This window comes from Paractinoplanes deccanensis (assembly GCF_016862115.1).
GTDB classification, from domain to species: Bacteria; Actinomycetota; Actinomycetes; order Mycobacteriales; family Micromonosporaceae; genus Actinoplanes; species Actinoplanes deccanensis.
In genome coordinates, this window is the sequence record NZ_BOMI01000106.1 from 42,012 (window position 1) to 61,878 (window position 19,867).

General features: G+C 72.7%; 13 protein-coding genes. 6 read left to right on the forward strand and 7 right to left on the reverse strand.

What is annotated here, in order from left to right:
• The first annotated feature begins 51 nt into the window (after positions 1–51).
• On the forward strand, positions 52–456 hold the full coding sequence (locus Ade02nite_RS26595) for a hypothetical protein (protein WP_203769507.1): 405 nt from the start codon (positions 52–54) through the stop codon (positions 454–456).
• Positions 457–517: 61 nt separating this feature from the next.
• Here Ade02nite_RS26595 and Ade02nite_RS26600 read toward each other — a convergent pair whose 3' ends face one another.
• Complete coding sequence (locus tag Ade02nite_RS26600) at positions 518–1,918, reverse strand: SDR family NAD(P)-dependent oxidoreductase (RefSeq protein WP_203769522.1); 1,401 nt, start codon at positions 1,916–1,918, stop codon at positions 518–520.
• A 42-nt stretch (positions 1,919–1,960) separates the two neighbouring features.
• A complete protein-coding gene (locus Ade02nite_RS26605) occupies positions 1,961–2,848 on the reverse strand; it encodes a LysR family transcriptional regulator (RefSeq protein ID WP_203769531.1) in 888 nt (295 codons plus the stop codon).
• A 70-nt stretch (positions 2,849–2,918) separates the two neighbouring features.
• Between Ade02nite_RS26605 and Ade02nite_RS26610 the strand changes: the two genes are divergently transcribed.
• Positions 2,919–3,821, forward strand: coding sequence for a DMT family transporter (locus Ade02nite_RS26610; RefSeq protein ID WP_203769533.1), 903 nt, complete (start codon positions 2,919–2,921; stop codon positions 3,819–3,821).
• Positions 3,822–4,039: 218 nt separating this feature from the next.
• Positions 4,040–4,771 (forward strand): SDR family NAD(P)-dependent oxidoreductase, encoded by a 732-nt coding sequence (locus Ade02nite_RS26615; protein WP_203769536.1) that lies wholly within the window; start codon positions 4,040–4,042, stop codon positions 4,769–4,771.
• A gap of 5 nt (positions 4,772–4,776) precedes the next feature.
• On the opposite strand, the gene Ade02nite_RS50375 is transcribed toward Ade02nite_RS26615, so the two are convergent.
• Together Ade02nite_RS50375 and Ade02nite_RS26625 are read right to left on the reverse strand one after the other, a co-directional pair.
• A complete protein-coding gene (locus tag Ade02nite_RS50375; RefSeq protein ID WP_275409944.1) occupies positions 4,777–9,852 on the reverse strand; it encodes an MMPL family transporter in 5,076 nt (1,691 codons plus the stop codon).
• Between the two features lie 58 nt (positions 9,853–9,910).
• Entirely contained in the window at positions 9,911–10,801 is an 891-nt protein-coding gene (locus Ade02nite_RS26625; RefSeq protein ID WP_239169069.1) for a hypothetical protein, read from the reverse strand.
• Between the two features lie 211 nt (positions 10,802–11,012).
• On the opposite strand from Ade02nite_RS26625, the gene Ade02nite_RS26630 reads away from it, so the two are divergent.
• Positions 11,013–11,621 carry an FKBP-type peptidyl-prolyl cis-trans isomerase gene (locus tag Ade02nite_RS26630; RefSeq protein ID WP_203769538.1) on the forward strand — a complete coding sequence of 203 codons (609 nt, stop codon included), beginning with the start codon at positions 11,013–11,015 and terminating at the stop codon, positions 11,619–11,621.
• A 7-nt stretch (positions 11,622–11,628) separates the two neighbouring features.
• On the opposite strand, the gene yaaA is transcribed toward Ade02nite_RS26630, so the two are convergent.
• The 3 genes from yaaA to Ade02nite_RS26645 are packed head-to-tail and all read right to left on the reverse strand — an operon-like array spanning position 11,629 to position 14,483.
• Positions 11,629–12,420 carry a peroxide stress protein YaaA gene (gene yaaA / locus Ade02nite_RS26635; protein WP_203769540.1) on the reverse strand — a complete coding sequence of 264 codons (792 nt, stop codon included), beginning with the start codon at positions 12,418–12,420 and terminating at the stop codon, positions 11,629–11,631.
• 9 nt (positions 12,421–12,429) lie between these two features.
• Entirely contained in the window at positions 12,430–12,801 is a 372-nt protein-coding gene (locus Ade02nite_RS26640; RefSeq protein WP_239169070.1) for an STAS domain-containing protein, read from the reverse strand.
• 38 nt (positions 12,802–12,839) lie between these two features.
• Positions 12,840–14,483, reverse strand: coding sequence for a copper resistance CopC/CopD family protein (locus Ade02nite_RS26645; protein ID WP_203769542.1), 1,644 nt, complete (start codon positions 14,481–14,483; stop codon positions 12,840–12,842).
• Positions 14,484–14,600: 117 nt separating this feature from the next.
• Between Ade02nite_RS26645 and pgm the strand changes: the two genes are divergently transcribed.
• Positions 14,601–16,238: a phosphoglucomutase (alpha-D-glucose-1,6-bisphosphate-dependent) gene (pgm, locus tag Ade02nite_RS26650; RefSeq protein ID WP_203769544.1), complete on the forward strand. Its 1,638-nt coding sequence runs from the start codon at positions 14,601–14,603 to the stop codon at positions 16,236–16,238.
• Positions 16,239–16,313: 75 nt separating this feature from the next.
• The gene (locus Ade02nite_RS26655; protein ID WP_203769546.1) at positions 16,314–18,623 is read left to right on the forward strand and encodes a putative bifunctional diguanylate cyclase/phosphodiesterase; all 2,310 of its coding nucleotides are present in this window, start codon (positions 16,314–16,316) and stop codon (positions 18,621–18,623) included.
• Positions 18,624–19,867 lie beyond the last annotated feature (1,244 nt).

The following is a 19,867-nucleotide window of genomic DNA, read 5'->3' on the forward strand; positions in this document are numbered from 1 at the left end:
AAACGTGATCTCCTTCTTGCGACACAGCGTTTTGTCAAGAGAAGGTGTGAGATGAACCGAATCACCCGTATGCTCACGGTCTCCGGTCTGGGTCTCGTCGCCGCCGCCACGCTGGGCGCCGGGCCCGCCATGGCCGCCACCGGCAGCAGCAGCGCCGGTGTCGCGCCGCAGGCGAGCCAGGGCACGACCCAGCACTGGTACGACGACGATGACGACTCGCGCGTCGTCGGCTACTACCGCAGCCTGCGTCGTTGCATCATCGCCGGCCGCATCGGCGAGCGCTTCGACCGCTGGGACGACTCCGAGTGCGTGCGCGTCGGCTACGGCTTCCACCGCCGCTACGCCCTCGTTGTCGAGTTCGACGACAACGACTGGGACAACGACTGGTACAACTGGGACGACGACGACTACAACGACAACGGCCCGTGGTGGTTCCACAAGTACCACAAGCACTGACACCAGTCAGTCGCCGCACCACCCGAGCCACGGCCCCGCAGGGTCGTGGCTCACCTATTTCTCACCAGGGCATCGGCTCGTAGTCCTTGAGGAAGCATCCGTACAGGTCCTCGCCCTGCTCGCCGCGGACGATCGGGTCGTAGACGCGGGCGGCGCCGTCGACCAGGTCGAGCGGCGCGTGGAAGCCCTCGTCGGCCAGGCGCATCTTGGTGGGATGCGGCCGCTCGTCGGTGATCCAGCCGGTGTCGACGCTGGTCATCAGGATGTTGTCGGTGAACAGATCCACGGCGCTGGTGCGGGTGAGCATGTTGAGCGCGGCCTTGGCCATGTTGGTGTGCGGGTGACCGGCGCCCTTGTAGCCGCGGCTGAAGACGCCCTCCATGGCGGACACGTTGACCACGTAGCGGCGCGGGTAGGGCGAGCGGGTCATCGCCTCGCGCAGGCGGCTGACCAGGACGAACGGGGCCGTCACGTTGCAGAGCTGGACCTCCAGCAGCTCCAGCGGATCCACCTCGTGGACGCGGTCGCTCCAGCTGTTCGTCGAGGTGGTGTCGGGGACCAGGCCGCCGGCGTCGATGGCCGTGGACCGTGCGGTCAACGCCAGGGTGGTGATCTCGCCGGGGGACAGAACGGACTCTATGCCGCTGGTCAGGGCGGCCGCCGGGGAGGTCTGCGCGCCGCCGAAGTACTCCAGCTCGGGCAGGTCGCCGGACGGCAGGGGCTCCTTCTCGGCGGCGGTGATGGCGGAGTACGAGCCGGGCGTACGGCGTACCGTCTGGGCCGCGTTGTTGATCAGGATGTCGAGCGGGCCGCGGGCGGCGACCGAGTCGGCGAGGCCCACGACCTGTGCCGGGTCGCGCAGGTCGATGCCGACGACGTGCAGGCGCTTGAGCCAGTCGGCGCTGTCCGGCATCGCCTTGAAGCGGCGGACCGCGTCGTGCGGGAAGCGCGTCGTGATCGTCAGGTCGGCGCCGTCGCGCAGCAGCCGCAGCGCGATGTACATGCCGATCTTCGCGCGGCCGCCGGTGAGCAGCGCGCGGCGGCCGGTCAGGTCGGTGCGGGCGTCGCGGCGGGCGTGGTTCTTCTCGGCGCACGACGGGCAGAGCTGGTGATAGAACGCGTCGACCTGCGTGTAGCGCTGCTTGCAGATGTAGCAGCCGCGCGCCTGGCGCAGCACGCCGGCGACGGCCGACCGCACGCTGGTCTTGAGCGGGATGCCGGCGGTCTCGTCGTCGATGCGGCCGGGCGCGCCGGTCGCGGTGGCCTCGGTCACGGCCCGGTCGTTGGCGAGGATGGCCTCCCGGCGGTCGCGGCGGCGCTGCTGCTTGACGGCCTTGTAGATGCCGGCGGTGGCCCGGCGCACGGCGACGGCGTCGGGGTGCTCGGGCGGAAGGGACTCGACCTCGGCGAGCACGGCGAGGCAGAGCGCCAGGCGCTCGGGGTCGACCCTGGTGTCCGTCATGTGGCTCTTATCCCTCTGGTAACCCAACCTTCGCACGGCACTCTACTTATCGAGTGCGGAGACCGTCTTGTGAAGGGCATCGCCGAGAATCTCCGCGAGCGGGTTGGGACGGCGTTTGGGCATGATCAGGCCGATGTAGCGGGTGGGGCACGGCGGCGCCAGCGGCACGCAGGCGGCGCCGTGGGTCAGGGCCACCCGGGGGATCATGCTGATGCCGACGCCGGCGGCCACGAGCGACTGGGCGAAGACGTAGTCGGTGCCCCGGCAGGCCACCCGCGGTTCGAAGCCGGCCATCGCCGCGTAGTGCTCCAGCAGGTCGCCGACGACCAGGCAGCCGTGCACCCAGCGCTCGCCGGCCAGCTCGGCGACGGTGAGCTCGTCGCGGCCGGCCAGCCGGTGCCCTGGCGGCAGCACGATCCAGAAGGGGTCGTCCATCAGCGGGAGGTAGGCGAGGCCCGGCGGCGCGGGCGGCGGCCCGTCGAAGTGGTAGATCAGCGCGACGTCGGCGGCGCCCTCACGGACCAGCGCGATGGCGTCCTCGGGCTCGTTCTCGAGCACGGCCAGCTCGACGCCGGGCCGCTCCTCGGCGAACCGGGTCAGCGCCGGCGGTAACAGGCGCTGGCCGCCGCTGGTGAACGTGGCGACGGTGAGCGTGCCGCTGTCCGCCTGCGCCAGCCGGCCGATCTCGTGCTCGGCGCTGGCCAGCTCGGCCGCGATCGCGTCGCCGGCGTCGACCAGCACCCGGCCGGCGTCGGTGAGCTCCACGCCGCGGGTGCTGCGCCGGGCCACTGCCGTGCCGAGCGAGCGCTCCAGGGCGCTGATCTGCTGGGACACGGCCGACGGGGTGATGCGCAACGTGGCGGCGGCCCGGTTGAAGCTGCCGAGCCGCGCCACCTCACGCAGGACTTGCAGTCGTCGCACGTCGATCATAAGTATTCCTAATCGATACATCAGCAGGCTGGTACTACCGCTTACTACCGTAGGCGACGAGGCTCGAGGTGTGAATCGTCGTGCCTGGCTTCTCTTCCTGCTCGTGTCCGTGCTCTGGGGCATCCCCTACTTCCTCATCAAGGTCGCCATCGAGGACCTGTCGCCGCTGCTCGTCGTCGCCGGGCGCATCGCCATCGCCGCCCTCGTGCTCCTGCCCCTCGCCGCCGCGCGCGGCACCCTGGCCGGCCTGCGGGGCCACCTCGGCTGGGTGGTCGTGCTCTCCTTCGTGCACGTCACCGGGCCGTTCCTGCTCATCACGTACGGGGAGACGCACATCAGCTCCTCGCTGACCGGCCTGCTGATCGCCATCGAGCCGGTCGCCATCGCCCTGCTGATGATCCGCCAGGAGCCGCTCACCCCGCTCCGCACGGCCGGGCTGGCGCTCGGCTTCGGCGGCGTGGCCCTGCTCGTCGGCCTCGACGTCTCCGGCGACCGCTGGGGCCTGCTCGGCGCCGGCATGGTGCTGGTGGCGGCGCTGAGCTACGCGGTGGCGACCATCCTGGTGCAGCGCAAACTGGCCACGGTGCCGAGCGAGGCGCTGACCGGGGCGACCACGGGCATCAGCGCGGTGGTGCTGGCGCCCTTCGCGGCGTTCGCCCTGCCCACGGCGCCGGTCGCGGCGTCGGCCTGGCTCTCGCTGGTGGTGCTCGGCCTGCTGTGCACGGCGGTGGCGCTGCTCGCCTTCTACCAGCTGATCGGCCTCGCCGGGTCGACGCGGGCTGGGCTCGTGACCTACGTGAACCCGGTCGTGGCAGTGCTGCTGGGCGTCATCCTGCTGAACGAGCACGTGGGCGTGAGCACGGTGGCGGGCTTCGCCCTCATCGCCGCCGGCTGCTGGCTGTCGACGCGGCCGGCCCGCGTCGTCGAGCCCGCACCGGAGCCATCGCTGCTGGAGGCACCCGCCGGCCGGTGAGCGGCCGCGTTCTCCTTCCGCGGCCGCGGCTTGCGTTCGTGGCCGCGGCTTGCGTTCGTGGCCGCGGCTTGCGTTCGTGGCCGGGGCTTGCGTTCGTGGCTGGGGCTTGCGTTCGTGGCCGCCGCTTCTTCTTGTGGCCGCCGCTTGCTTTCGTGGGCGTCTTCTTTCGTGGTGGTCGTGCTTCTGGTGGCGGCGGCCTGCCGCATAGGGTGATCGGCATGCGGATCCTGATCACCGGCGCGCGACGGGGTATCGGCGCGGCCATCGCCGTCGGCCTCGCCCGCCCCGGCGACACCCTGCTGCTGCACCACCTGAACGCCGCCGCGGAGACCGAGGGAGTCGCCCGCCTCTGCCGCGACCTGGGCGCCTCGGCCTCCCTGCTCGACGCCGACCTGAGCGACCCCGAGGCCGTGCGCGACCTCGCCGCCCGATCGGCTCCCGTCGACGTCCTGATCAACAACGCCGCCCGGGCGTCCAACGCCGCCTTCCCCGACCTGTCCCACGACGAGTGGCAGCAGACGTTCGCCGTCAACGTCACCGCCCCCATGCTGCTGGCGCAGGCCCTCAGCCCCGCCATGGCGGAGCGAGGCTGGGGCCGCATCATCAACGTCGTCTCGCCCACCGTCGTGATGGGCGGCCCGTCCGGCCCGGCCTACGTCTCCAGCAAGGCCGCCCTGATCGGCTTGACCCGATCGTTGGCCCGCGCCCTCGGCCCCGCCGGCATCACCGTGAACGCCCTGTCACCCGGCGCCATCCGCACCGAGGGCGAGGCCGAGCTGGCCCAGGGCCACGACCAGGAGTCCCACGCCCCGTTGGTGGCCCGCCAGGCGGTGCCCCGCCCCCTGCTGCCGGAAGACCTGGTCGCCACCGTCCGGCTCCTCGTGTCGGACGGATCCGGGGCGCTCACGGGGCAGGTGCTGGAAGTGGGCGGGGGTCTGGTCTTCCGCTGAGGCCCTCAGCCCTCGTCGCTTTCGGGGTCGTCGGGGTTGCCGGTGGGGCGGCGGGTGGAGATCTGGTCGGCCAAGGTCGCGGGACGACGGGTCGGCTTGGCCTCGGCGAGGGTCTCCGGCCGGCGGGGGCCGGGTGGGGTCTCGTTCGTGGCCGGGCGCGGCGTCCGGTCGGCCGGTGGGCGGGTGCGGCTGTATTGCGCCAGGTCGGCGGGTCGCGTCTCGCGCAGGTGCTCGCCGAGGTCGGCGGGGCGGCGTGCGGGGGCTTCGGGTAGGGCGGGCGCCGGAGCGGGGAAGGCGGTCTCGTTACGGCCCGAACGGTGGGGCAGCGGCTGATCGGCCAGGGACGCGGGGCGCCGCGGGGGAGCGGGCTCGGCGGGCTCCTCGGGGCGGCGCTGGGCCGGGATCTCGGTGCGGCGCGGCGGGAGGTAGCTGCCGAGGTCCGTCGGGCGGTCGCTGCGGCCGGTCGAGGGGACGGGCGCAGCGGGCGGCGTCGGGACGGTCGGGACGGTCGGGACGGTGGGCGGCGTCGGGACGGTGGGGGCGGTCGGAACGGTGGGGGCCGTCGGGACGGTGGGGGCGGTCGGAACGGTGGGGGCCGTCGGGACGCTGGGGGCGGTCGGAACGGCGGGCGGCGTCGAGACGCTGGGAGCCGTTGGGACGGTGGGGGCCGTCGAGATGGCGGGCGGCGTCGGAATGGTGGACGTGGACTCCGCCGGTGCGGCCACGGATTCCGGCCGGGACGGGCGGCGGGGGAGGTTCGTGCGGAACGGGTCCTGGTCGGCCGTCGGCTGTCGGCGGGGCAGCGGGTCCGGCTGCGGTGGGGTGGTCGGCTGTGCCTCCACGGGAGGGGTCGCCGAGCGTGAGGGCAGGGGCTCGGCCGGGCTCGTCCGGAGCGGGGCGGGCTCGGCGAGCGGGGTGCGGCGCGGCAAAGCCGAGAAGTCCGGCGTGGGCTGGGCCTCGGCGGCGATCGGATGCGGTGCCGCGGGCTCCGCCGGAGGCGTGCGCTGAGGGAGAGGCTCGGGGAGCGGCTGGCGGCGTGGCAGCGGCTGGGGCTGGGGGGCAACCGCTGGGTCGGTCGTCAGCGGGGATGCGGGCTCTGCCGGGCGCGGGGCATCGGCGGGTGCGGGACGTTCCGGCGGCGAGACCGGCTCGATGCGGGCGGGGTGGTCCGGCATGGAGCTGGGTTCGGCCGGGGTGGGGCGCTGCGGCGGGGAAATGGGTGCAGCCGGGGTGGACCGCTGGGGCGGGGAAATGGGTGTGGCCGGGGTGGGCCGCTGGGGCGGGGAAACGGGTGCAGCCGGGGTGGACCGCTGGGGCGGGGAAATGGGTGTAGCTGGGGTAAGCCGCTGCGGCGGGGAGGCGGGGGCGGGCTGCTGCTGCGGCGACACGGGCTCGGCTGGGGTGGGTCGCTGCGGCGGGGAGAAGGGCTCGGCTGGGGTGGGCTGCGGCGGGGAGGTCGGCTCGCTGGGAGTCGGGTGCTCCGGCGCGGAGGTGGGCTCGGTGGGGGCCGGGCTCTCGAGCGGCGGGGTCGCGTCGGTGGGGAGGGTGATGCGGGTGGTGGCGTCCAGGTCGGGGGCCTCGAAGGTGCGCGTGACGTCCAGGCCGGGCTCCGGGGCGCGGACCAGGTCGGAGAGGTTGCGGGTGCGCTCGAAGTCGGTGTCGGCCAGGTCGTGTTGGCGGGTGGCGGGCGGGATCGGCGGGAGGGCCAGGGGCTCGCGGAAGAAGGTGGGGGCCTCGGGGCGGTCGCCGAAGAACGGGGTGGGCGCCGAGGTGTCCACGGGCTCGGGTTCGGCCGGGAGGGCGAAGGCACTGGTGAAGGTGCTGGACGGCGACGAGGAGAAGAAGAACTCGTCGGGGGCCGACCAGTCGGTGTAGTTCGTGCTGCTGTAGGTGGAACCGCGCGCGGGCTCGGGGGAGTGGAAGAACTCGGTCGAGCTGGGGTAGGGCGTGCCGCGGTCCTCGTCCGGGTCGATGATCTCGGCGTCGACGACGTCGTCGTCGGTCGGATCATGGCCGGCTTCGGTGCTGGCCTCGACGGTCACCGGGCCAGGGGCGTGCGCAATGGCGGCGTCGGCCTCGTCGGCGGCCATCTCGGCCTGGGCGCGCTCGATGCCGGCGCGCACAGCCTCGGCGGCAGCAGCCTCGACGCGGTCCGCGTCGGCAACCTCGGCGGACCGTGCCTCAACGGACTGTGCCTCGACGGGCTGGAGATCAGCAGGGGCGACCTCGACGGACTTGGCCTCGACGGACTGCGCCTCGACGGGCTGGGCCTCGGTAGGGGCAGCCTCGGCGTCGGTGTCCTCGAACGGCTCGGCCTGGGCGTCGGTCGGTGAAGTGCCGGCCGTGGTGGTCGAGGTCTCGCCGCGGAGGCCGACGATCGGATAGGCGGCGGTGCGGTCGCTGGAGCCCGCGAAGTCGGCGGCGGGAACCTCCTCCGACGCCTCACCCGTCTCATCAGACAAGACGGAAATGTCGGAATCGTCCGAAGTTCGAATGGGAGAAGGCGTGGTGGAGGAGGACGGGGCAGAGGAAGGCGAGGTGGGCGAGGACGAGGCAGAGGAGAGCGACGCGGAAGAGGGCGTGGCAGGCGAAGCGGGCGAAAGCGACGACAGGTCCGCCACGACCGCCGTCGCGTCGGTCTCGGGGGAGGCCGAAGGGGAGGCGGCAGGGGAGGCGGCAGGGGAGGCGGCCGGGGCGGCGCTGATCGGGGTCGGATCCACCAGTTCGGCGTCCACCGGCTCATCCTGGTCGGGGGTGGGGGTCCTGTCACCCACCACGTCGGGGATGATCTCGGCGTCGATGGGCTCGTCGTCGGTGATGCGGGGGATGACCTGGGTCGCCGCTTCCGGGCCGGCCGGCAGGGCGTACGGCCCGGACGCGGGCAACGCGGGGGACGGGCGCACCCAGGACGGGCCCGCCGGCAGCGCCAGCACCTGGGTCTCGTCGGAGGCGGCGTGGCGGCCCGACGGCAGGGCGTGACCCGAGTGCTCGGCCAGGCCGGCGCGCTGCTGGAGGCGCCGCAGGGGGCCGGGCGCCCACCAGGCCGCGTCGCCGAGCAGGCCCAGGACGGCCGGGACCAGGAGCATGCGCACGACGGTGGCGTCCAGGAGGAGCGCGATGATCATGCCGACGCCGACGAAGCGCATCGTGGTGACCGAGGAGAGGGCGAAGGCGCCCGTCACGACGATCAGCAGGAGGGCCGCCGCGCTGATCACGCGGCCGGTGCGGGACAGGCCGACGGTGACCGCCTGCTTGGTGGTCGCGCCCTGCGAGCGGGCCTCCACCATGCGGGAGAGCAGGAACACCTCGTAGTCCGTGGACAGGCCGAACACGACCGCCGCCATCAGCACCACGATGCCCGCCTCGAGCGGTGCGGGTGTCACGTTCAGCAGGCCGGCGCCGTGGCCGTCCTGGAAGATCCAGACCAGGATGCCGAAGGTGGCGCTGAGGCTGAGCGCGCTCATCAGCACCGCCTTGATCGGCAGCAGGACGGAGCCGAACGCCAGGAACATCAGGATCAGCGTCGCGCCGACCAGCAGCGCCACCATCAGCGGGAGCTTGTCGGCGGTGGCCTGGAGGCTGTCGATGTTGCGTGCGGTCGTGCCACCGACCAAAAGCTCGGTCTTGGCCGGTACGGGCAGAGCACGGATCTCGTCGACCACGTCGCGGGCCTCGGCGCTGAACGGGTCCGTCGACTTCAGCGTCGCCGTGAAGACGGTCGTGCCCTTGGCCCGCTGCGCCGGCGTGAGCTGCTGGATGCCGGGGATCTGACGCAGGCGTACGGCGAAAGCGGAAGTGTCCCCGTCGCCGCGGAGCACGATCTGCACGCCGTCGCCCGCGAACTGCGGATAGCTGCCCTGGAGCGTCTCGATCGCCTGGCGGGCCGGATCGCTCGCCGGCAGCGTCCGCTCGTCCGCCTCGCCGAAGCGGACCCCGCCGATCGGCAGCGCGAGCAGCAGCAGCGCGGCGAGGATCGGCACCGCCACGACGACCGGGCGCCGCAGCACGCCGGTCGCCAGCCGCGACCAGATCGACTTGTCCGGGTCGCCGGCCGCGAACGGCAGCCGGATCGGCAGCTTGTCGACGCGCGGGCCCAGCACCGCCAGCACGGCGGGCAGCAGGGTCAGCGACAGCAGCGCCGCGAGCCCGACCGCCGCGAGACCGCCGTACGCGAGGGAGTTGAGGAAGCCCTGCGGGAACAGCAGCAGGCCGGCGAGCGCGATCATGAGAAGGCACGCGGAGAACAGCACCGTGCGGCCCGCGGTCGCCACCGTGCGCTGGACGGCTTCGAACGGCGTACGGCCCGAGGCCTGCTCCTCGCGGAACCGGCCGACCATGAACAGGCCGTAGTCGATCGCCATGCCGAGGCCGAGCAGGGAGGCGACGTTCACCGCGAACGAGTTGACCTCGTGGTGCGCGGCGATCGCGTGCAGGATGCCGAGCGAGCCCAGCACCGCGGCGCCGCCGACCAGCACCGGCAGCGCGGCCGCGACCAGCGAGCCGAAGATGAACAGCAGCAGGATCAGGGTGATCGGCAGCGAGATCGCCTCGGCGGTCGCCAGGTCGGACGTGGAGCGCGAGGTGGACGCGTCGGCGAGCACGGTCGCGCCGGCGAGCTGCACCTTGGCGCCCTCGACCGCGAACTTGTCGTCGATCTCGCGGTACGCGTCGAGCTTGGCGCCGTCGTCCGCGCCGGCCAGGGTGATCAGCGCGACGGCGCTGGATTTGTCCTTGGCCGCGTACTGCGCCGACCTGCTCTGCCAGTACGACGCCGAGCCGGTGACCGCCGACTTGGGCAGCGCCGCGAGCCGCTCGCGGATGCGCTTGCCGAGCGCCGGGTCGTCGATCTTGCCCTTGACCGGGGTGTAGATGACGACGAGGTCGCCGCCCTGCGCGCCGAACGCCTCCGTGACCGCCTCGGCAGCCCGGGAGGACTCGCTGTTCGGGTCGTTGTATCCGCCCTCGGACACCTGGCCGAAAACACCCAGCCCCCAGATGCCTGCGCTGATCACCGCGACGAGCGCGACGGCCAGCACCGGCCACCGGAAGCGGGCCACCCACGATCCCCAGCCCGCGAACACCAGAAAACCCCTCTTGTCGCCCTCTACCGGCCCAGGGCCGGCTCGTTATGCAAGCACGTCATCGAAGCGTCGCCGCTTCCAGGGCCACCCCGCCGCAGCCGTTGCCGTAGGCCGCGTCGGTGGTCCAGGTCAGCTGCACCTGACCGCTCTTCGGAGCTTGGTAGGTCACGGCCAGCACCGCCGTGCGGAGCGTCCCGGTGCGCTGATCGAGCACCATAGAGGCGCCGGCCGCGCCCGTGGAGAGCCGGGCGGTCAATTTTCCGCGGGCCGCGAGGGAACCCACATACAGCCTCAGGGTCCTGGGGGTGGTGCCCGCCGGGGCCGAGAGGGTGAAGCCGTTGCCCTTTCCGCAGGTGCGGATGCCTGTGGGGGTGCCGGTGCTGGACGCCACCGGGCTGCCGCCCGTCCAGGTGAACTTCTGCGGGCTGAGCTCGTGGCGGAAGCGCGGCGCGGTCGGCGCCCCCTCCAGGATCTTGAAGCCGCCGCCGGAGTCGCGTTCCAGGGAGAAGGTGCCGTCGAGCCCCCAGTGCACCCAGTCGGCCGTGCCCTCCGCCGACAGGTCCACCACGGCGGGCACGGCGGACTGCTCGATCCGCACGGTGGCCGGCGGCGGCGTCGGGCTGCGGAAGACCGGCGACTTGGGGGCCGCGGGCGACGGCGAGGGCGACGGGCTGCCGAGCGGGATCAGGCCCTGCGGGCCCACCGAGGGCAGTTGCACGTCGCCGAGCGCGGGGGCGGGCGGATCGGCCGGCGGCTCGTCCTGGTGCACCATCGCCCGGGTCGCCACGAAACCGAAGCCGATCACCAGGAGCACGCCGGCCAGGATCACCGCGGCCGAGGAGAGCACCTCGTTGCGGCGGCTGCTGCCGTCGAGCCCGTCGAGCGGCGGCGCGGCGGCCCGCCGGCGAGGACCGGCCCGATGGCCCGTCAGGCGTCGGCGCGGGGGCAAGCGGAACTCCTGCGAACGATGGGGAGGGTGATTGACGAACGCAAACGATCTCACTTCGATCTGTGACGGTGAAGAGCGGGTTCGGTGACCGGCCGGACGGATGATCACACGCATCGGCGGTTCGGCCGAGGTTTCACGCGGCGTATCGGCGTGGAGCGCGTATCGTGTCCGAAGTTTCCGGACCGGCGGCAAACAGGAGAGTCGACGACATATGAGTACTGAGACTGCCCGACCGATCAGCACGAACTCCGCCAAGCGGCGCGGCCAGGCCATCGCGGGCGGTGTCGCCGGCGTCGCCGTGATCGCCGTGCTCGTCGGGGTCTTCATCGCCGTGCAGGGCGGAGACGGCGAGAAGCTGCCGGTCGCCGCGGCCCCCGCGTCGGTCGAGGCCACTCCGGAGGCGGCCGCGCCCACCGAGACCGCGCCGGCCGAGCCCGCCGCGCCGACGCCGGCCCAGGTCGAGACGCCCGCCGCGCTGTCGAAGGAGCCGGACGTCAAGGGCGGCGAGGGCAAGCTGACGAAGCTCGGGGTCACGGCGCTGGTGCCCGGCACCGGCCCGGCCGTGCAGAAGGGCCAGACGATCACCGCCAACTACAAGCTGGTCAGCTACCGGACCGGCCAGGTCATCGACTCGTCGTGGTCGCGCGGCGAGCCGTTCAGCACCCCGATCGGCGTCGGCCAGGTCATCAAGGGCTGGGACGAGGGCATCCCGGGCCAGAAGGTCGGCAGCCGCGTCCAGCTCGACGTGCCCGCGGCCCTGGCCTACGGCGAGCAGCAGGGCGACCTGCGCTTCGTCGTGGACATCCTCGCGGCCCAGTAGCCGGGCGTCACAGCTCCGCGACGACGATGTCCAACTGGCGGGGCTTGCCGGGCGCGCTGGGCTGCTCCTCGACCGTGTATTTCAGGTCGCGGAGGGCGGCGATCATCTCGTCGGCCGTGGCCGGGGCGGCGCCCGCCTCGGCCAGGGCGCGGACGATGCGGCCCTTGGTGGCCTTGTTGAAGTGGCTGACCACCGAGCGCTTCGTCTCGCCGCCGACGACGCGCTCGTGCAGGACCCGCACGGTGGCGGCGTGGGCGGCCGGCGGCGCCCACATCGCGGCGTACGCGCCGGAGCGCAGGTCGAGGATCGGTCCCGGCAGGGCGTCGAGGGCCTTGGGCAGGGCCTTCTTCCAGTACGCGGTGAGGCCGCCCACCGACGGCAGCGTCACCCCGACCGAGCAGCGGTACGCCGGGATGCGGTCGTCGAGGCGCACCACGCCCCACAGGCCCGAGAACACGACGGCCGTCTCGTCGAGCCACGCGCGGGCCTCGGGGGCGAGCGAGGGCGCGTCCAGCGCTTCGTACAGCACCCCGCTGTAGATCGAGGCGGCCGGCGCGGCCGGAGCCGACAGCAGCTCGGCGTTGCGCCGGATCTCGTCGCTCTGGCCGGCACTGAGCCCCAGCGTCGCCAGGGAGTCGGCCATCGACCGGGCGCTGGACCGCTTGCACATCGCGACCAGCCGGGAGAGCACCCTCGTGCGGGCCGGCGCCAGGGCGGGAAGCCAGTGCGCGGCGGGGTCGACGGGTGGACCGGAAGCGGCGGGGGTCTTGCCCTCGGACGGCGGCAGCAGGATGAGCACGCCGCGAGACTAACCGGGGTTTCTGTCCGCCAGCGCGTCGGCCACCGTGGCATAGACCGGGATGCGCGGGGTCAGCCCCACCGTGTCGAGCAGCCGGCCGAGGAACTCGCTCGGTGCCGCCAGCCGCAGCCAGCCGCCACCGGCGCGGGCCCGGTTGTGGCCGACGACCAGCGCGCTGAGCCCGGTCGAGTCGCAGAAGTTCACCCCGGACAGGTCGACGATGATCATCGGATGGTCGCGGTCGAGCACCTGGCCGAGCGTGGTGGACAGGACCGTGTTGCTGTCGATGTCGAGGTCTCCGCGCACGGTGACCACCACCGAGTCGTCGGGATTACCCACCACGGACACGTGCACGACTTCCTCCCGGCTTCCGGCATCCACGGGCGTCGCCATGTCACTGCCCAATCGGTGACCGAAAGTCACCTGGAAGCCGGAACGGAACCCGAGCCGTCGACGGTCACCGTCGTCTTCACGGTCGCCTGATCGAGCTCGCCGATCCGGACGGTGAACTTGATCTCGTACGTGCCGGGGAGCGGGAAGGCGATCGCGCCCACCGCGTGGTGCCGGGGCACCAGGCCGAGCAGCGGCTGCGTGACCGGCTCGAGGTCCTGGTCGAGCAGGCGCGACGTGACGCTCCACTCGTCGGCGGGCAGCGGCGCCCCGGCCGGCGTGTAGACGAAGGCGTGGATGGTGTTGCTGTCGCCGATCTCGACCGGATAGATGTTGAACTGGAGCGTGTAGAGCGGGCTGGTTAGCGTCTGCGACACGCCCTCCTCCCGGACGGCGCCCTGGTCGACCGTCGCGCTGCGTCCCGGGTTCACCTGCACCAGCACGGCGCTGAGCCCGAGCACCACGACCGTGGCGAGCACCTCGGCGCCGACCGTGCGGCGCATCCCGGCGGCGCCCGGCGAGCGGTGCACGAGCTTGCGGGCGTACCCGGCGAAGGTCAGCGTCACCGCGAGCACCGCCACCTTGGCGAGCAGCAGCCGCCCGTACCCGGTCTGCCAGAGCGCGCCGACCGACCCCACCTGGACCACCGCCTGCACCACGCCGCCGGCGACCAGCCACACGACCGCCAGCGCCGCCCACCGCGACCAGACCGGCAGCACCACGCCGAGCACGCGCGGGTCGGTGCGGCGCAGCAGGAAGACCGTCAGCGTGACCAGCCCGCCGAGCCAGACCGACATGGCCGCGATGTGCACCACGTCCGCGGCGACGATGACCGCGGCCAGCGGCGAGGCGGACGCGTGCCCGGTCAGCGGCCACGTCGTCATGCCGCCCAGGGCCAGCGCGATCACCCCCAGCGCGCGGAGGCGGCCGGCCGCACCGCGCAGGACCGCCGGCAGCAGCCCGGCGAGCACGGCGAGCACGCCGAGGCGGGCGAGGAGCGTGATGCCGTACGCGCTGCCGAGCACCTCGCCGAGCTCGCGCGCCGAGACGTCCCACACCGCCGCGCCGCTGCTCGCCGGCGCCTGCACCCACAGCGAGAGCAGCGTCGCCACCCCGATGAGCCCGAGGCCCGCGTACGTGAGCCGGATCGCGGCGAGTCGCGAGCGGCGGCGGGGCCACAGCAGCGCGAGGAAAAGAGCCGGCCCGGCGGCGAGCGTCAGCCCCGCGTACCCCAGCAAGCGCGTGACCGGCGTGGTCAGGGTGACCGACCGATGGGTCCCGGCCTCGCCGGGATCGGCGGGGCGCGTGGAGGGCGCGCCCACCGAGAAGGTCAGGGCGCCGCCGATCGGATGGCTGTCCGCCGAGATCACGCGATAGCTGACCAGGTACGTGCCGAGCGGCTGATCGGCGCGGCGCACCGGGATGCGCAGCGTGGCGCCGTTCGCCTTCGCCTCGCCCGAGATGCGCTTGCCGTCCGGGGCGATCACCTGGATCCGGCCGGCGACCGGCGTGACGGCCTCGCTGAACGTCACCACGATCTCGGCGGGCGAGGTGCCGACGATGCTGCCGGGCGCCGGGACCGCGCCGAGCAGGGACGCGTGCGCCTGCGCGGGGGAGGCGGGGACGGCGAGCACGCCGAGTGCCACCAGGAGCAGCAGGAGCACGCGTTTCACGGAAGGTAGTTCGGATCACGGGCCGAAAAGGTTCAACCCCTTACCGCCCGGATGCCCGGGGCACCCGATATGGATACGCTCACGGCAGGTCCACGCGCCACCGAAGAGGAGACCGTCATGTCCGTCAACCCCCGCGCCGGGAAGCCCGCCGAGCCGCGCGACCTGATCGACGTGCCCAAGGTCGTCTCGCGGTACTACACCGAGCACCCGGATCCTCAGGTGGTGGGCGAGCGGGTCACCTTCGGCACCTCCGGCCACCGCGGCTCCAGCCTGCGGACCGCGTTCAACGAGGACCACATCGCCGCGACCAGCCAGGCGATCGTCGAGTACCGCAAGGCGCAGGGCACCGACGGCCCGCTCTTCGTCGGCCGCGACACCCACGCGCTGAGCGAGCCCGCGATGATCACGGCGCTGGAGGTCTTCGCGGCGAACGACGTGACCACGCTGATCGACAGCCGCGACGGCTACACCCCGACGCCGGCGGTGTCGCACGCGATCCTCACGTACAACCGGGGCCGCTCGTCGGGTCTCGCGGACGGCGTCGTGGTCACGCCGTCGCACAACCCGCCGGACGACGGCGGCTTCAAGTACAACCCGCCGAACGGTGGCCCGGCCGACACCGACGCCACCAAGTGGATCCAGGACCGGGCCAACGAGCTCATCGCCGGGGGCCTCGCGGGGGTCAGGCGGATCCCCGCCGCCCGCGCCCGGGACAAGGTCGACACCTATGACTTCCTCGACTCGTACGTGGGTGACCTGGCCGCCGTGATCGACATGGAGGCGATCCGGGCGGCCGGCGTGCGCATCGGTGCCGACCCGCTCGGTGGGGCCAGCGTCGCCTACTGGGGCGCGATCGGCGAGCGGTACGGGCTGGACCTGACCGTGGTCAACCCGAACGTCGACCCGACCTTCGGCTTCATGACGCTCGACTGGGACGGCAAGATCCGCATGGACTGCTCGTCGCCGTACGCGATGGCGTCCTTGATCGCCCAGAAGGACCGGTTCCAGCTGGCCACCGGCAACGACGCGGACGCGGACCGGCACGGCATCGTCACGCCCGACGCGGGCCTGATGAACCCCAACCACTACCTGGCCGTCGCGATCAACTACCTGTTCGGCGCGCGCCGGGACTGGCCGTCCGGCGCCGCGATCGGCAAGACGCTGGTCTCCTCCTCGATGATCGACAAGGTGGCGGAGAGCCTGGGCCGCCGCCTCGACGAGGTGCCGGTGGGCTTCAAGTGGTTCGTGCCGGGCCTGCTGGACGGCTCGATCGGCTTCGGCGGCGAGGAGAGCGCCGGCGGCTCGTTCCTGCGCCGCGACGGCGGGGCGTGGAGCACTGACAAGGACGGCATCCTGCTCGACCTGCTCGCCTCGGAGATCCTGGCGGTGACCGGCCGCACGCCCAGCGAGCACTACCGTGACTTGACCGCCAAGTTCGGCGAGCCCGCGTACGCCCGGATCGACGCCCCCGCCACCCGCGAGGAGAAGGCGATCCTCGCGAAGCTCTCACCCGAGCAGGTGACCGCCAAGGAGCTGGACGGCGAGCCGATCACCGCGGTGCTGACCACGGCGCCCGGCAACGGCGCGGCGATCGGCGGCCTCAAGGTGGCGACGGCGACCGGCTGGTTCGCCGCCCGCCCGTCCGGCACCGAGGACGTCTACAAGATCTACGCCGAGTCGTTCAAGGGCCCGGACCACCTCGCCTCGATCCAGGAGGAGGCCCGCGCCGTGGTGGGGGCCGCGCTCAAGGGCTGAGTTCTCTCAGAAAGGTCGTGCAACGGCCGACAGGTAGGCGGTAGGGAACTGCCTATCCGGGAGCCGTAGACACGCATGACTGAGGCCGTGAAGCCCGCCGCGATCCGCGCGGGCGGCGGCGCGCCGGCGCCTTTGCTGGTGGCGGCCGCCGCCACCCTGGCGGTGGCCGTGTGGCTGGTCGTGCGCGACCCCGCCGACGTCGTCTACGGCTACCTCGGCGGGCCGGTGGCGCTGGCCGCCGCCGTCTTCTCGCTGCAGCGGCTCGGCTCGACCGTGGTGCTGCCCCGGGTGGTGCGCGCCTTCTGGCGCCAGCTCGGGCACGCCGCCTTCATCCTGCTGATCGGCTCCTCCACCGCGCTCGCGCTGGCCAACAACAACGCCGGCATGTCGCTCTACGTCGCCGTGCCGCTGCTGACCGGCGTGCTGTGGGCGATGTCCGCGTTCGCCCGCCTGCCGATGGGCGACCGCACGCCGCTGGGCTGGGCCCGCGTGCTGCTCGACGGCGCGACCGTCGCGGTCGCCGGGGCGCTGGTCTTCTGGTACGTGGTGCTCAGCTACGCGCTGCCCGGCGCCGACCTGGTGACCCGCGCCGCGGCCGGCGTGGTCGGCGTGGCCGGCCTGCTCTGCCTCGTGGTGATCGGCAAGGCGGCGGCCCGCCCCGACGCGCCCGTCGACTCGCTGTCGCTGCGCATCCTGACCACCGCGCCGATGGTGGCGGTGGCCCTGGCCGTGCTGCTCATCGCCGGCAACGACACGTTCCGGCTGATCCTGTCGGTCCTGGGCAGCCCGCTGGTCGCGCTCTCGTTCACCGCGGCGGCCTACCGTCAGCGGCGGGTGCACCTCAGGACCGCGGTGCTGACCGTACGCGGCCGCCGCTCCATCTACGAGCTGCTGCCCTTCGCCGCCGTGCTGGCCACCGCGGCCCTGGTCACCGCGGTCTCGGCGCAGGAGATGGCGGGCCGCGAGCGCGCCGTCATCGTCGGCGCCGTGCTGATCGCCGCCCTGGTGGTGCTGCGCCAGCTGCTCGGACTGCGCGAGAACCGGCAGCTCGTCGCCGGCCTCCAGACCCAGCAGGCCCAGCTCGAACGCCTGGCGATGACCGACCCGCTGAGCGGCCTCGCCAACCGCACCCGCTTCACCACGGTCCTCGCCGAGCGCCTCGCCGGCCACCGTCCCGCCACCGTCCTGCTCATCGACATCGACGACTTCAAGACCATCAACGACACGATGGGCCCCGCCGTCGGCGACCAGCTGCTCTATCAGATCGCCCAGCGCCTGCGCGCCGCCGCGAAGGAGGGCGAGCTCCCGGCCCGCCTGGGCGGCGACGAGTTCGCCGTGCTGCTCGACGTGGAGGAGCCCGCGTCGGCCGAGGCCACCGCCGGCAACATCCTGGCGGTCCTGTCCGAGCCGTTCCGGGTCGGCGAGCACCACCTGCTGGCCCACGCGAGCCTCGGCATCGCCATCGCCGGCCCCGGCGACACCGCCGACGAGCTGCTGCGCAACGCCGACATCGCGATGTACGCGGCGAAGGAGGGCGGCAAGGCGGCGTGGACCCGCTTCGAGCCCCGCATGCGCGCCGACGTGGTCAGCCACGCCCGCCTCGGCAGCGAACTGCACAACGCCATCATCCGGCGCGAGCTCTACCTGCTCTACCAGCCGGTCTTCGACATCGTCACGGGCCGCCTGCACGGCGCGGAGGCCCTGGTCCGCTGGAAGCACCCGGTCCGCGGCTTCGTCTCGCCCGGCGACTTCATCCCGGTCGCCGAACGCTCCGGCCTGATCGTCCGCCTCGGCTCGTGGGTCCTCCGCGAGGCCTGCGAGCAGCTCTCCCGCTGGCGCCGCGAACACGGCGACGGCGCCATCAAGGCCATCAACGTGAACGTGGCGGTCCGCCAGCTCCGCGAGCCAGGCTTCGTGGACGAGGTAGCGGCCGTCCTGAGCGAAACCGGCCTGCTGCCGCAGAACCTGGTCCTGGAGGTGACCGAGTCGTCGGTGGCCGACGGCCGCCAGGTCCGCGAGACCCTGCACGCCCTGCACGAGATGGGCGTCCGCCTGGCCCTGGACGACTTCGGCACCGGCCAGTCGTCGCTGTCGCTGCTCAGAGCCTTCCCGGTAGACGTCCTGAAGCTGGACAAATCTTTCGTGGACGGCATAACAGACGGCGAAGACCGAGGCCGCCTCGCCGTGGCCGCAGCGGTAGCCCAGCTGGCCGAGTACCTCCAGCTGTCGGCGGTGGCCGAGGGCATCGAAAGCCAGGAACAGATGGACCGCCTGCGCGAAATGGGTTACCGCCTGGGCCAGGGCTTCTTCATGGCCAAGCCATTGCCGGCCGAGGAGGCGGGCGCCCTGATGGCCGCCCCCGCCCCGGTGATGCACGTCGCCTGAATCCATCACCACGCCCCACAGTTTCTCGCGCCCCGGCGAAATAGTGCCGTTGCGGAATTCTCCCCGAAATCGGCCGGCTGGTGGTCGGCGTCCGATTTCCGTGGGCCCGGCGTTCGCTGGTGCCGGCATTCGGCCTGATTTTGTGCTCGCGATGGCGGTTGTTTTTGCCTTCGCTCCGGACGTGAGTTTGCGGTCGGGGCGGGTGTTGCACCCCGGCCTCGGCTTGGTTCTGTGCCGGGGCGGAACCTGCGGTGTGGCTTGGGCCTGTGCACGGGGTCGGGGTTGATCGTGGGTTTGGTCTGTGGCGCGGGTCCGTGGTGTGGTCCGGGCCTGTGCATAAGGTCGGGGTTGGCCTTGGTTGGTGGCGCGGGTCTGTGCATAAGGTCGGGGTTGGCCTTGGTCGGTGGCGCGGGCCTGTGCATAAGGGCGGGGTTGGCCTTGGTCTGTGGCGCGGGTTTGCGGTGTGGTCCGGGCCTGTGCATGCGGTCGGGGTTGATCTTGGGTTTGGGCTTTGGCGCGGATCTGCGGTGTGGTCTGGACCTGTGCATGCGATCGGGGCTGGTCGTGCGCCCGGCTCGTCGCCCCGGTCCGCGGCATCGCCCCGGCCTGCGGCATCGCCCCGGCCCGCGGCGTGGCCGTGGCGTGCGGCTGGTTCTGCGTCTCGGCCCGGACCCGCGCGCGCGGTTTCGACTCCGGCGACGACGTCGGCGCGACTTGCCGGCCTTCGGCGCGGGCTGTCGACCGCGCCCGGCTCTCCTCCATGCGCAACCGGAACAGCTTGAGCCCGTGACGTTGCGCGAGCCCCCACGCGCGGCGCTTGGCGTGTTCCCGACGAAAGGCGTCACCCTCAGGCGACCAATTGCGTGCACGCGTGCGGTCACGCATTTCCGTCATCTGTTTCCGAGAGAACAATCCAAGCTGTTGGTACCGCATAACCAATTATCCCGCCAACTGCCCACCAATACCATCCACGAGCCCGAGTCGACCATGCCAAATTCGGCAGCGATAAGGACGGAGCACAAGATCACTCCGCCAATAAGAATGCCGAGCTAAAAACGTGACGTGGGAGCCCGGCAGCGCCTGGTGGGCCCGGCGTGAGGGTTCGCCGGGGGTGGGGTGGGTGGCGGGCGGTGGGTTGCGCCGGGCGGCCCATGGTGAGCGGGGCGTGAGGGTTTGCCGGGGGTGGGGTGGGAGGCGGGCGGTGGGTTGCGCCAGGTCCCCATGGTGAGCGGGGCGTGAGGGCC